The following is a 12,524-nucleotide window of genomic DNA, read 5'->3' on the forward strand; positions in this document are numbered from 1 at the left end:
CAGGATTGGATACCGGAACGGCCATTTTCATACGGCCGTTTGATTCCTCAAGCTTGATCCAGTCCTGGCACGACGTCAAGACCCCTTCTCGACTATTGAGTGTCGCACTTTCACGACTCCCGCTTCGCCAGTGCCCCTGCTAGGATGCGTTGACTTCCGGCCAGACACGCCGGCAACGACTGTTATGGCAAGCGACAGGAATTGATAGCCAGGCATGACCAAATCGTCTCCATCTCCATCGGAATCCAATATAGACGACCATCGCACAGCGATTCGATCACCTCGACTGTACACGTTCCATACCGCGATCACTCGGGGTATCGAACGTCTGCGCCCCTACACCTGGTTATGGCCACCTATCGCATTCAGCCTGGGGTTGGCCAGTTTTTTCCTGGTCGATCGACAGCAAGCGTTAGGCGGCATCCTGGCACTATGCATGCTGTTGGCCTGGGTGCTGCTACTGTCGGAAAGCGTGATCGGGCGTCTGCTGGTACGGCTCGGTTATCCATCCTTGCCACGCGGTGTGACGGCCTTCATCGCACAGATGATTCACCAGGAAACGCTTTTCTTCAGTTTACCCTTCCTGCTGGCCACAACGGTCTGGTCGAGTGGCCAGGCCATCTTCACGCTATTGATCCTGGGAATGGCGGCACTGTCGATACTCGATCCGCTGTATTTCAAGCTGGCAGAACGATATCGCTGGATCTATTTCGCCTTCCACGCCCAATGCGTCTTCGTGGTCGTCCTGGTTACGTTACCGACCCTGGTACATCTGACAACGGGGGAAAGCCTGCTGTTTGCCCTGATAGCCATGGTGATATTCGCACTGCCCAGCCTCATACATCTTCTGCGTCCGAAACGCGTAGTGGGCTGGCTGGCCATGTTCGGACTCGCCATGGTCCTGGCGCTCGTCGCCTGGACCGGTCGCGCCTGGGTTCCCCCGGCCAATTTATGGCTTACAGGAAGTGCACTATCCCCGGGGTTCGATACCGAGGCGCGGCAACCACAAGGGAAAATTCCGCTGAACACCGCTGAACTTCAGTCATCCGGACTCTACGCCTATACGGCAATCCGGGCCCCACGAGGACTTCGCGAGAAGATCTATCATGAATGGCATCATGAAGGAGAGTTGATCGACCGCATTCCCTTGATCATTCATGGAGGAAGAGAACAGGGATACCGTGCCTGGACCCACAAGAAGAACATCCCTGATGACCCTGAGGGCCAATGGCGTATCGACGTCATGACCACATCCGGGCAGCGTATCGGCGTCATTCGTTTTACCGTCGATGAAGGGTCCGACAATCCCGACATGGCTGATGGTAAAATCATGTCACCAGCAGGCCTGCCAGGCCTGGACTGGCGACGGCTACTCCCCGGTGACTGAGATATCTTTCGTAACGATAGGCTTGCATTGACTCAAGACTGTTCGGACAATGCAATTATTAGTCTGCAAATCCGGAATACCATGTATCAGAACATCGGATTGAAACTGGCACGCCTGCCGCGGTTGTGGCGAGCCATTCTCGACAAGCGCCTGGCTCCGCTCGGTTTGACGCAAACACGTTGGGTCACGCTTTACCATCTGTCCCATCTTGGTGACGGGCAGGCACAATGCGATCTGGCTCGTGCGATTGGTGTCGAGGCCCCTTCGCTGGTACGTACTCTGGACCAACTGGCCGAACAGGGGCTCATCGAGCGACGTCCCTGTGATCAGGATCGACGCACCAAGCGGGTGTACCTCACCGAACAAGCTACACCATTATTGCAGCGCATCGACACCATCGTGGCTGAAGCCCGGCAAGAGATGTTGGCAGGCATGAGTGACGACGACATCTCACAACTCGATACGCTACTGTCGCGCATCGAGTCCAATGGTTTGGACATTCAGGCGCAGGAAGACGCGCCAGACAGTGAGTGACTCACTCCCGGGGCTCACCATCACGCAAATGCTGAAATCCTTGCCAGCGTGTAGAAGTATCGTCAGGGCGCCCAGCAAGATGCTTGCGAAGATAGCTGAAGTCATCCAGGTAGCTGGCAAAGCGTTCGCCATCCTGAGACTCCTGCCACCACAACATCAACGCGTCGCGATCGGACTCCACGACAACGGCATCACGCGGCAAACGCGTCAACAAGTAATCGAGCCGATCAGCCACCCCCGACGGCAAAGGGCGTAACGGCTCGACCCGCCAACGCCACCCGGGGCGAAAGACTTTGAGAGCCTCCGTGGCCTCATCCTCCCTCACCAGAACGAAGCGTGCTCCGGGATACTGCTGTGGATACGGCCAGCGGTAGCAAGGCATGAGTGTCGAATCACCATGCAGTGGCGGCTTTTCCAGCTTCACTTTAACGCCGGCCTTGATCACGGTGTCACGCAGGTCGGCGATACGCTTCTGGCGCGGATTGGGCTTGAGCCACAATACCGGCGATACGATCAACAACAGCACCAGTACGATTATCAGCCATTCCACGGTAGCGCCCCTCTTTGATATATGCTTCGGACCGGCATGATATGCCTACCGCTCGATAACCAGCGATTCTGCCTGTCGTCCGCATTCCGATCTCATGAACGATAATACACGCCATGAGATCATACATTGATATAAACCATTGTCGTCAGGAGATATTCGACCTAAAGTGTGAAACAAATTGCCACTTGATGGATGTCCGGGAGACGAACCCATGAGCAACGAATATCACCATGTGCTGGTCGCCGTCGATCTGACCAAGGATTCACACAAGGTACTGGAGCGCGCCCTCCCCATTGCTGAGCGCAACAATGCCAAACTGTCGATCATCCACACACTGGAACCACTCGGCTTTGCCTATGGCGGCGATATCCCGATGGATCTGACCAGCATTCAAGACCAACTGGACGACCACGCCAAGCAGCGTCTGGCAGAGATCGCCGACCCACATAACGTGGCACGTGAGAACCAGCACGTTGTGGTTGGTATGCCCGACACGGAAATCCATCGCTTTGCCGATGACAACGACGTCGACCTGATCGTTGTCGGCTCCCATGGACGCCATGGGTTTGCCCTGCTGCTGGGCTCGACGTCAACTGGTGTGCTTCACGGTGCCAAATGCGATGTCCTGGCAGTACGCGTTGGCCAGGATGGTGAAACCGACGAGTGACACTGCTCCTTTTGGCTGGTAACCGCCACGCCTGACACGTGGCGGTTCTTCCCTATCCGTTGGTCAGCCATGGGCTGCTACGACTCACCGGATGCCATCGCCTCCAACTCCATCCAACGTTCCATGGCTTGATCCAGTTCGGCCTGCTTGGCCGATAGTGCCTCCAGCGTGGATGTCACCGTGTCGGCATCCTGCTGATAGAAGCCCGGATCGCCCACCTGAGTCTCGAACTCGGCAATTTCCGCCTCCAACGCTTCGATCCTGGCCGGCAAGGCATCCAATTCGCGCTGTAGCTTGTAGGATAGCTTGGCTTTGCGCCTGGGCTGAGGGCTGGACGAGGATTTTTGCGTTGTCCCGGTTGTCGTTTCTTGCGTTGTCGGCGCCGACACCGGTTCCGGTGATTGACGAGTAGCCAGAGTATCCCACGGCGCTGGAGGGAGTTTCCCGCCCTGACGCACCCAATCACTGTAGCCACCGACGTAATCACGAACTATTCCCTCGCCTTCGAACGCCAGCACACCCGTCACGACATTGTCCATGAAGGTTCGATCGTGTGAAACCAGCAACAGAGTGCCATCGAACTCAAGTAGCAGTTCTTCCAGTAGCTCGAGGGTTTCAACATCCAGATCGTTGGTCGGCTCATCGAGCACGAGGACATTGGCAGGCTGAGTGAATAGCTTGGCGAGCAGCAAGCGATTGGACTCGCCTCCCGACAGCGACCTGACAGGCTGACGTGCTCGTTCAGGGGTAAACAGGAAATCCTGCAGATAGCCCATGACGTGCTTGGACTTCCCACCGACAGTGACACGATCGCTACCTTGTGCCACGTTGTCATACACAGTCTTCTCGGGTTCCAGGCCGGCACGCAACTGATCGAAATAGGCCACCAGCACATTCGTACCCAAGCGCACCGTGCCTTCCGTAGGCTCCAGTTCGCCGAGCAGAATCTTGAGCAACGTCGTCTTTCCGGCGCCATTGCGACCAATCAGTCCAATACGATCACCACGCTGAATTTCCAGACTCAAATCGCGAATCACCCAATCGTCGCCATAGCGATGGCTGACTTGAGATAACTCGACGACCCGCTTGCCACTGCGCTCTCCACTATCGACCGTCAAACTGGCCTTACCCTGACGTTCCCGTCGCTGGCTTCGCTCCCTGCGCATCTGCTGCAGCGCTCTGACGCGACCTTCGTTACGCGTTCGCCGTGCTTTGATGCCCTGCCGGATCCAGGCTTCCTCACGCGCCAGTTTCTTGTCGAATTCGGCATTCTCACGCGCCTCGACCTCGAGCTCGTGAGTTTTCTGTTCCTGGTAAGTGGCATAGTCACCAGGATATCGCCCCAACTTGCCCCGATCGAGCTCCAGAATACCCGTCGCCAGGCGTGACAGAAACGCCCGGTCATGCGTAATGAAGAGTACGGCGCCATTGAAGGCGAGCAACTGCTCTTCAAGCCAGGCGATAGTATCCAGGTCGAGGTGGTTGGTCGGCTCGTCCAGCAGCAGCAGATCAGGGTCGGCCACCAATGCTCTGGCCAGGGCGACACGGCGTCGCCACCCTCCCGACAGCGCCGTCATGGCCTCGTTCTCCGGCAGACCAAGACGGGTCAGGACCGTATCGATACGCTGGTGAAACGACCACCCATCAATGGATTCCAGTTGTGTCTGCAATCGTTCCATACGATGCATATCAGGGTCGGGCGACTGGACCAGATGATGGTACTCCGCCAACAGCTCGCCGGCTTCCGGCAGCCCCTGAGCAACCACATCGAAGATAGTCTCACCGGATGCAGCCGGTAAATCCTGCTCCAGAACGCCTATCTTGAGCCCCGGGGCATGCCATACGGTGCCGGCATCGGGCTGAACGTCTCCCGCCACTAACTTCAGCAGGGTCGACTTCCCCGTTCCATTGCGCCCGACCAGAGCCAGACGCTCTCCCTTTTCCATGACCAGATCTGCATGATCGAACAGAACCTGGGGACCATAGGCCAGTTGCAACGCTTCCAGACGTAACAGTGCCACGAATCTACCTCGTGCCGAATGTAAAACCACCATTGTAACGCATGGCCGCCTTGAGTTGGTGTCGTTACAATACGACCTCACTATCAGAAGGAGACGATCTGTGGCTTCGTCGAACGTATCGGACGACTTTCTTCCCGATGCACTACGCTTTCGCTCGCCGCATCCGCTCGTCGACATCGGAGCCAATCTGACTCATGACAGTTTTCGTCATGATCTCGATGCCGTCATCGACCGGGCGCGCCGAGCCAATGTCGGCACATTGATCCTGACCGGTTCCGACTTCGACCATAGCGAGCAAGCCGCCGTTCTGGCCGAGCACTATCAGGGGCTATACACCACCGCAGGGCTGCACCCCCATGTCGCCGATCAATGGTCTGATGACCTGGGCAGGAACCTGGCAGCACTTCAACGCCGGCCAGAGGTCGTGGCAGTAGGTGAATGCGGGCTCGATTATAACCGCAATTTTTCCGTTCCCCGCGATCAGGAAACGGCATTCGAAGGCCAATTGCAGCTCGCCGCCGAATCCGGCCTGCCGCTTTTCATTCATGAGCGCGATGCCGGGCAACGTATGCGCGAGATCCTGAAAGCCTGGCGTGATGACATCACGCATGCGGTCATTCACTGCTTCACCGCCGATCGAGAGACCCTTCACGGTTACCTGGATCTCGACCTTCATGTCGGACTGACCGGTTGGCTCTGTGACGAACGACGGGGTCATCACTTGCGCGACCTGGTCGGAGACATTCCCTTGAATCGACTGATGGTCGAGACCGACTGCCCCTATCTCCTGCCGCGTAATTTACCTGCCAAACTCAAGGGAAGGCGACATGAGCCGGCGCTGCTACCCTGGATCGTGCGGGAAATAGCACACTGGCGGGGCATGACGGAAGACGCGTTGGCATACGCTACCACGACAACGGCCATGGCATTCTTTGGTTTAAAGGAAGTGACCACCCATTGCACTGATGACTCGCAACATGCGGGAGAGGCGTGATATGTCCGAACTACCTGGCTTCATCGCCGTGGAAACCGGAGAGGATGGGGGGCTGCCACTCGCTATTGCCTGGGCATTGCCCGATGGGCGGATCAAGCACACCCTGATTCAACCAGACAACGACTGGCTCGATAACGAATTGGTATCCTTGGGCGACTACAGTCTCGAAGAACTCGACAGTCTGGGCGTGAGTCCGCTGGATGTCATTCGCGAACTGGAAAACGACCATTTCAATGCCACCCTGTATACGGCAGGGATCAATGATGATGAGGCCGCGCTTTGTCGCTTGTTCGATGTTTTCGGCCTCGATCCTTTCGTCGAACTGGCCCCCGCCGACTCGCTCTACCCCGACCTCTCTCCTGGTGACTGGTCGCGGGCGCGTGGCGAACTATTCGGCGAACTGGGACTTGAACCTCTCAGACCGGAGCAGGAAGTCCACGTGATGCTGATGCTGCATCAGCGACTCAGCGATGAGGAGGCGTTGTCACACCCGTAGTTCCTGCCGGGACCGAAGCCACTGCTTGCCGATGTGGATGGCATCAGTCCGACTCGCCTGCTGTTGGTAAAATGCTTTCAACATTTGCCGAAACGCTTCCGCGCGCGTCGGCACTCCTTCAGCTTCATATCGTGCAGCACGCGCTTCGACACGCTCTCGAAAACGAGCCCTATCCACTTCCGGACCGCCCAAATTATCGACGCTGACATTGAACGGGTGCAAACAAGCACGGGAAAACAGCAGTTCCAGCGCCTGTGGTGCCACTTCCACCGATTCGAAGACCTGCTGCTGCTCGGCATCCCGCCCGTCAGGTTGATACCAATAGCCGTAATCCTCGAGTTGTCGGCGTCGGTCGCCGGCAATACACCAGTGACTGATTTCATGCAGCGCACTGGCATAAAAGCCATGGGCAAAAATCACGCGATGATAGGGGACCACGTCATCTGCCGGTAAATACAACGGCTCATCCTCACCGCTGATCAAGCGGGTTCGATAGCGAGATAAAAACAGTCCATCGAATAGTGCGATAATATCGTCGAGACGGTGTGTCACGGTTCGATCCTGCAATGCATTGGCAATAAGGCAGAGTGCATAGCCGGTCGCTGGCGAAAACTGGACAGTGTATTGCTAGACTAGTGCGCTCGACCAAACCAAAGGCAGATTCTATCAAGACAGTCGATCAGGAAGAAATCGGCTCTTGGCGAAGGGAGATCACGTTTGGATCTGTTGCACGCTTCATGGCTCACCCGCAGCCGACAGGAAACCCGGCTGCTGTTGCGTCTCGCTTTGCCCATTTGTGGCGCTCAACTGGCACAGGCCGGTATGGGCTCCGTCGATGTCATCATGACCGGCCGCCTGAGTTCCAGCGATCTAGCCGCCGTTTCAGTGGGTTCCAGCCTGTGGCTGCCCCTGATGCTTTTCATGACCGGCACATTGATGGGACTGACACCGATCGTGGCGCAGTTGCTGGGAGGAAACAGCACATCACGCATCCGCCCCTATCTGCACCAGGCCATATGGATTGCCATGGTCCTGGGTAGCTGCTCGGGATTGCTGCTCTGGTTCGCAGTGACTCCTGTATTCCGGCTAATGGACGTTCCGGAGCAGGTAGCCGATCTGTCCTCCGCCTACCTGGGTGCGGTCGCCTTCGGTATGCCGGGCGTGGCCATATTCCAGGCATTGCGGGCCTTCTCGGATGGCATGAATCATACCCGGCCCTCTCTATGGATCAGCCTGATCGGGCTTTCCGTCAATATTCCAGCCAACTACGTCCTGATCTATGGTGGCCCGGGGCTCATGGAGATTGCCGGTCCCGTACTCCCGCAGCTTGCTCACTCATTACCACCGCTGGGGGCACTGGGCTGCGGTATCGCCACAGCGTTATCGATGTGGGTCATGTGTCTGGCCATGGTTGTCTATACGAAGCGAAGTCGCAGTTATGAACCGGTCACTTTGTGGCATTCTCCGACACCACCCCATTGGCCCGACATTATTGAATTGCTGCGAGTCGGCATACCCATCGGCGTAGCCATTTTCGTCGAAGTCACGTTGTTTACGCTGATTGCCCTGTTCATCGCCAGTCTGGGGAAGGTGACAGTGGCAGCGCACCAGGTCGCCCTCAACTATACGTCCATCCTGTTCATGTTGCCCTTGTCGCTGGGCATGGCATTGACCGTTCGTGTAGGTAATGCCCTGGGAGCCTCGCCACCCCACGTTGCCCGTTTTGTCGCCTGGAACGGGATCGTTATCTGCTTGTTGGTGGCACTGCTTAACAACCTGATCCTGTGGCTGACATCCTCGACTATCCTGGGTTTCTACACCAATGACCTGGCGGTCCACCAACTGGCCATGTCATTGGTCGTCTTCGCCATGCTGTATCAAGTCTCGGACTCATTGCAGGTCAACATGGCCGGCGCCTTGCGCGGCTATAAAGACACTCGCATCATCATGGTAATCACTCTGATATCGTACTGGCTCATTGGCCTGGGAGGCGGACATTGGCTGGGAACACGAGGCATACCGGGGTGGTTCGAGCCGTTGGGTGTCCATGGCTACTGGAGCGGTTTGATCGCCGGATTGACCGTTGCCGCCATTCTGCTTGGACGACGTTTACATGTCATCAGTGAGGCCATCAGTTGTGGCCGTCGCCCTGTTCCACGAAGCTAGACGTGCATGGCGATGCTTGCTGGCTCCTCTTCTGCTCGCCTTGATTACAAGCTGCAGTGGCAAGAATGACGCCGACACACTCTTCGATGATCATCGACAGTTGTTACAAACCACCCTGGGCGTGGAGGCGGAACCGGCAACCCAACCCGAGAACATCGCCGCCTTCCCGGATCAGGATGAACGTCTCTTCGACATCCCGGATATCCGTGAAGGGCTGCTGGATGTTTATGCGTTACGTGAATGCGAGATCACATCCCTGATTGCCGAACGCAACAACCAGCTCGGTAAGGTAGCACCACCCAGTCAACGCTGGCTATACGAGCTTGAAATCTGGCGGCGGCTGCATGCCTGCTGGAATTCAGACGTTCCTGACTCTCTTGACGACGAGGATCGCGACAGGCTGCAACACCTCACCGAATCAAAAACCCGACGGCTGCCGAAAGCCAGTTGGAATGCCCTTTTCGGTTCCAGCGAATGGGTCGATAATTTCTCACGAGCCAGCGAGCCACTGGAACCCCAGGATTCTCCTCCCATGGAAGCCTCTCTGGATGCCCTGGACTATCTGCGTCAGGCGACTCTCAACCAGTTCAACCCCAACTGGCATCCCGACTCATCAACCCTGGAAGGGCACCTGAAAACATTGCAACGCACCCCGCTGACTGCCAGATTCCTGCGGGCGCTACAATTGGCAGCCGTCCGGCTGGATGAGAGCGCCACTCTCATGGACACTGCATTGACCGAATCACGAGCATGCCCCATGAACGATGCCACGACACTATCCCAAGAGCATATCGACCAGGAGCACTCCCATTACATCGAGCGATTGGCTCGGGATGCCGGACGGTGGTTGCAGGCTATCAATGACCTGCTTGACGTTCATACGGTCTCGCGCCCAGCTGTCGAGACATATCGACGCCACTGGCTATCATTGACTCATGATGATGCGCCTTGGACTCGATTCCAGAAGGCCAGGCAACGGTATGAATCGAGTCGCCGGGAGTTGCGTGCCCGTTGCGATACCGGAGGTGACCGGAAAGACGAAGAAGGAAGGACTTAACTTTTCAGGTCGGTCTGTGCTAATAGTGAACTGAGGCCATATCAATGCCGTTACAGTACGCACCAGGAGGGTAATCATGGGCATCCCACTATCCCCCCGCTCGGCACAGGTCATCGACCTGGATGTCATGAGAAGACGGCAGCAGGCCAAGCGCCGAATGGTGCGCTTGGCACCTGAGTTGGATGGTCTGGAAATGATATATCACCTTGCCTCGGATCCCGATACGTTATACGGAATGCCCTTACTGGCTTGGGGCCTGCGCGAGGATGGCGACGTCGTCGGCCTGGTGCCCTGGATGGAAGCATTGACGTCTTGTCATGAGCTCAATGATTCCGAACATGGACATTTCGTCGGTTATCGGGACCCGGAAACCGAGGAGGTATTCCAAAGCGCCCCTGAACACAAGGTGCTCGAACTCGAGCATGCCGCTGCCTATTTCGACTACGAAGAGACATCGGAACCAACCCTGATACAGCAACTCCCGGATACGTTGGGAACCCATGCTCTGTGCATGGACAGTGACGAACAGCCTTGGCAACTCAAGCAGGTATTTGGCTGGCGTCTGTTCAGTGACGGTGAAATAGAGGCCTTGCTGGTCGATGAAAGCCAAGTTGAATCGACACCTGTGCTGGCGGGTGACGCCTGCCTATATCCCGGCCACAGTCGGCATCAAGTCGTGTATTTTTTCCAGCGTATCATCGCCAACCGTATCAAACAGGAAGATCCCGCCACCCTGGAAGCCCTGGCACTGATGGTGGCTCGATGATATCGAACAGGAAAAACCGGGCTCAGCCCAATCGAATGAAATAGAGATAGGTTCCCTGATCCTCCCTTTGATGAATCAGTTCATGGCCCAGGAAATTACAGAATTTGGGAATGTCCCGAGTCGTTGCTGGATCGGTGGCAATCACCTTGAGAATATTTCCCGTTTCAAGGTCACGCACCCGATTATGCATCAGCATCACGGGCTCGGGACAATACAGGCCCGATGTATCCAATTCGGCATCATGTGTCGGCAAGGAATCAGAGGTTGGGTCCATGAAACTTCTCTAACATTGCATTATTGAGCTATGGTCAGATTAGAAGCATCGCTTTCGGATGGAGCAGCATCATGATCAAAGTGCTCATCGAACGTCGTATCATGCCCGGCCTGGAAGCGGAATATGAACAAGCCGCACGAGAAGCCATGCGCGCTTCAATCAATGCCAAGGGCTTTATCGCCGGCGAAAGTCTCTGCGAACGCCATCACCCTGACAGGCGTCTCTTGATCACTCAATGGCGTGACCTGAGTGCCTGGACTGACTGGCTACATAGCCCTGAACGAGAGCACGTCATGCAATGGGTCTTGCCCTTGCTGACCGAGAACGAAAGCATCCGCATCTACGAGCATTGTTGAACAGTTTTCAATCCAGCAACCGAACGTACGCTGTCACTTCGTCCCGATCATGGTACAGATGTCGGCAACGAATTTCTGCCCGTAATTGTGACTGAGTCAGTGCAGTGTCCAATTGCCTCAGGCATCCTTCGAGTTCGGGCCAGCGTTTTTTCATGGGCAACTTGAGGTTGAAGATTGCTTCGCGGCACCAGTGTCGGGTCAGCCAGTGCGCCATCAGCGCTGTCACTCTCGCGGGTTTATCGACGATATCACAAACCAGCCAGTCGAGCCTCTGGACTGGTTTCCAACTGAAGGCGTCCTCCTTGTGATGATCGACTTGCCCCGTTCTCATCAGTGAACTATCCATAGGGCCATTATCGATGGCATATACATGCATTCCCTGCTTGACCAACTGATAGGTCCAGCCGCCGGGGGCCGCCCCCAGGTCCGCCGCCTGCATCGTCTCGTTGAGCCGTTCCCCCCATTCCTCTTTTGGAATAAAGGTGTGCCATGCCTCTTCCAGTTTCAGTGTCGAGCGACTGGGGGCATCACGAGGCGAACGCAGCCGCAGGATCCCTCCTGGGTGCTCACTACGATTGCCCGGAAAGCTCATGGCCAGCTGCACACAGTCGCCAGCCGTCCAGAACGCATGGAGACGTCGCCCGCCGGCCTTGCGACGCAAGGCACCACGCTTTTTCAACTGTGAGATCAGTGGGCGCTCCAATGCTCTGGTCAGACCCGCCAATGTCTTGGCGTCATTGGTATCCGGTGTTTCCTGCCATACGGATTCGAAACTCCACCCGCTTTCAACCACCTGATCGATAATCGGTGTCAGTCGATCCTCACGTGAGAGATCTTCCAGTGGGTCAAGTGCCACCAGACTCTGACGTGCGAATATCAGGCCCTCCAACGGCAACTGTCGATGCAACAGATTGGCCGGCGCATCGTCCATGACAACAAAGCGCACGTAGCCGCTGTCGGATATCGCCAACGGATAACCAGCCCATCCGAGCGCGGCCGATTTGTCGGTTAGTTCCGCGCTCAAATCTTGTTCAAAACCGGCCCGGCAGTAAAACAGTAGCTGCTGAGGCGTCATGCCTTCTCCAACGCTTCGAAATAACATTCATGAAACATCAGGAAACACTTGGCTGCAACGGCGACGAGTTCCCAAGTGTCATGCATAAAAAAATCCCCCGGGGGGTTCCCGGGGGATTGTCATGTGAGGGCCTGACGATGACCTACTCTCGCATGGGGAAGCCCCACACTACCATCGGCGC

General features: G+C 56.4%; 14 protein-coding genes. 9 read left to right on the top strand and 5 right to left on the bottom strand.

From position 1 onward, the window contains the following. Window positions 1-214: 214 nt before the first annotated feature. Window positions 215-1,387 (top strand): DUF5924 family protein, encoded by a 1,173-nt coding sequence (locus tag BLW01_RS13505; protein ID WP_092570564.1) that lies wholly within the window; start codon window positions 215-217, stop codon window positions 1,385-1,387. Between the two features lie 81 nt (window positions 1,388-1,468). After that, the gene (gene slyA, locus BLW01_RS13510; RefSeq protein WP_092570566.1) at window positions 1,469-1,921 is read left to right on the top strand and encodes a transcriptional regulator SlyA; all 453 of its coding nucleotides are present in this window, start codon (window positions 1,469-1,471) and stop codon (window positions 1,919-1,921) included. A gap of 1 nt (window position 1,922) precedes the next feature. Here the strand turns inward: slyA and BLW01_RS13515 are convergent, their stop codons facing one another. Beyond that, complete coding sequence (locus BLW01_RS13515) at window positions 1,923-2,471, bottom strand: preprotein translocase subunit YajC (protein ID WP_175529842.1); 549 nt, start codon at window positions 2,469-2,471, stop codon at window positions 1,923-1,925. A gap of 211 nt (window positions 2,472-2,682) precedes the next feature. On the opposite strand from BLW01_RS13515, the gene BLW01_RS13520 reads away from it, so the two are divergent. Then, window positions 2,683-3,138 carry a universal stress protein gene (locus BLW01_RS13520; RefSeq protein ID WP_092570568.1) on the top strand — a complete coding sequence of 152 codons (456 nt, stop codon included), beginning with the start codon at window positions 2,683-2,685 and terminating at the stop codon, window positions 3,136-3,138. A 77-nt stretch (window positions 3,139-3,215) separates the two neighbouring features. On the opposite strand, the gene BLW01_RS13525 is transcribed toward BLW01_RS13520, so the two are convergent. Continuing rightward, window positions 3,216-5,159, bottom strand: a complete 1,944-nt coding sequence (locus BLW01_RS13525) for an ATP-binding cassette domain-containing protein (protein WP_092570570.1) — start codon at window positions 5,157-5,159, stop codon at window positions 3,216-3,218. 100 nt (window positions 5,160-5,259) lie between these two features. Between BLW01_RS13525 and BLW01_RS13530 the strand changes: the two genes are divergently transcribed. Then, the gene (locus BLW01_RS13530; RefSeq protein ID WP_092570572.1) at window positions 5,260-6,153 is read left to right on the top strand and encodes a TatD family hydrolase; all 894 of its coding nucleotides are present in this window, start codon (window positions 5,260-5,262) and stop codon (window positions 6,151-6,153) included. A gap of 1 nt (window position 6,154) precedes the next feature. Then, a complete protein-coding gene (locus BLW01_RS13535) occupies window positions 6,155-6,649 on the top strand; it encodes a hypothetical protein (RefSeq protein WP_092570574.1) in 495 nt (164 codons plus the stop codon). On the opposite strand, the gene BLW01_RS13540 is transcribed toward BLW01_RS13535, so the two are convergent. Next, on the bottom strand, window positions 6,638-7,201 hold the full coding sequence (locus BLW01_RS13540) for an elongation factor P hydroxylase (RefSeq protein WP_092570576.1): 564 nt from the start codon (window positions 7,199-7,201) through the stop codon (window positions 6,638-6,640). The two genes, BLW01_RS13535 and BLW01_RS13540, sit on opposite strands and share 12 nt — an antisense overlap. Window positions 7,202-7,366: 165 nt before the next feature. Between BLW01_RS13540 and BLW01_RS13545 the strand changes: the two genes are divergently transcribed. The 3 genes from BLW01_RS13545 (at window position 7,367) to BLW01_RS13555 (ending at window position 10,638) form a co-directional block, all read left to right on the top strand. Next, entirely contained in the window at window positions 7,367-8,815 is a 1,449-nt protein-coding gene (locus tag BLW01_RS13545) for an MATE family efflux transporter (protein WP_229806453.1), read from the top strand. Window positions 8,816-8,831: 16 nt separating this feature from the next. Continuing rightward, window positions 8,832-9,872 carry a DUF3080 family protein gene (locus BLW01_RS13550; RefSeq protein WP_229806452.1) on the top strand — a complete coding sequence of 347 codons (1,041 nt, stop codon included), beginning with the start codon at window positions 8,832-8,834 and terminating at the stop codon, window positions 9,870-9,872. Window positions 9,873-9,948: 76 nt separating this feature from the next. After that, window positions 9,949-10,638 carry a hypothetical protein gene (locus BLW01_RS13555; RefSeq protein WP_092570578.1) on the top strand — a complete coding sequence of 230 codons (690 nt, stop codon included), beginning with the start codon at window positions 9,949-9,951 and terminating at the stop codon, window positions 10,636-10,638. Window positions 10,639-10,660: 22 nt separating this feature from the next. Here the strand turns inward: BLW01_RS13555 and tusA are convergent, their stop codons facing one another. Continuing rightward, window positions 10,661-10,912 (bottom strand): sulfurtransferase TusA, encoded by a 252-nt coding sequence (tusA, locus tag BLW01_RS13560; RefSeq protein WP_092570580.1) that lies wholly within the window; start codon window positions 10,910-10,912, stop codon window positions 10,661-10,663. Between the two features lie 71 nt (window positions 10,913-10,983). On the opposite strand from tusA, the gene BLW01_RS13565 reads away from it, so the two are divergent. Further along, a complete protein-coding gene (locus BLW01_RS13565) occupies window positions 10,984-11,268 on the top strand; it encodes an antibiotic biosynthesis monooxygenase family protein (protein WP_092570581.1) in 285 nt (94 codons plus the stop codon). 7 nt (window positions 11,269-11,275) lie between these two features. Here the strand turns inward: BLW01_RS13565 and rlmM are convergent, their stop codons facing one another. Continuing rightward, a complete protein-coding gene (rlmM, locus tag BLW01_RS13570; protein WP_092570583.1) occupies window positions 11,276-12,343 on the bottom strand; it encodes a 23S rRNA (cytidine(2498)-2'-O)-methyltransferase RlmM in 1,068 nt (355 codons plus the stop codon). Window positions 12,344-12,524: the final 181 nt, after the last annotated feature.

This window comes from Aidingimonas halophila (genome assembly GCF_900106955.1).
Classification (GTDB): domain Bacteria; phylum Pseudomonadota; class Gammaproteobacteria; order Pseudomonadales; family Halomonadaceae; genus Aidingimonas; species Aidingimonas halophila.

What these genes read in the sequence shown, in the direction of transcription:
- BLW01_RS13505 (WP_092570564.1), top strand. Translation starts at nt 215, where the DNA reads ATGACCAAATCGTCTCCATCTCCATCGGAATCCAATATAGACGACCAT.
- slyA (WP_092570566.1), top strand. Translation starts at nt 1,469, where the DNA reads ATGTATCAGAACATCGGATTGAAACTGGCACGCCTGCCGCGGTTGTGG.
- BLW01_RS13520 (WP_092570568.1), top strand. Translation starts at nt 2,683, where the DNA reads ATGAGCAACGAATATCACCATGTGCTGGTCGCCGTCGATCTGACCAAG.
- BLW01_RS13535 (WP_092570574.1), top strand. Translation starts at nt 6,155, where the DNA reads ATGTCCGAACTACCTGGCTTCATCGCCGTGGAAACCGGAGAGGATGGG.
- BLW01_RS13555 (WP_092570578.1), top strand. Translation starts at nt 9,949, where the DNA reads ATGGGCATCCCACTATCCCCCCGCTCGGCACAGGTCATCGACCTGGAT.
- tusA (WP_092570580.1), bottom strand. Translation starts at nt 10,912, where the DNA reads ATGGACCCAACCTCTGATTCCTTGCCGACACATGATGCCGAATTGGAT.
- BLW01_RS13565 (WP_092570581.1), top strand. Translation starts at nt 10,984, where the DNA reads ATGATCAAAGTGCTCATCGAACGTCGTATCATGCCCGGCCTGGAAGCG.
- rlmM (WP_092570583.1), bottom strand. Translation starts at nt 12,343, where the DNA reads ATGACGCCTCAGCAGCTACTGTTTTACTGCCGGGCCGGTTTTGAACAA.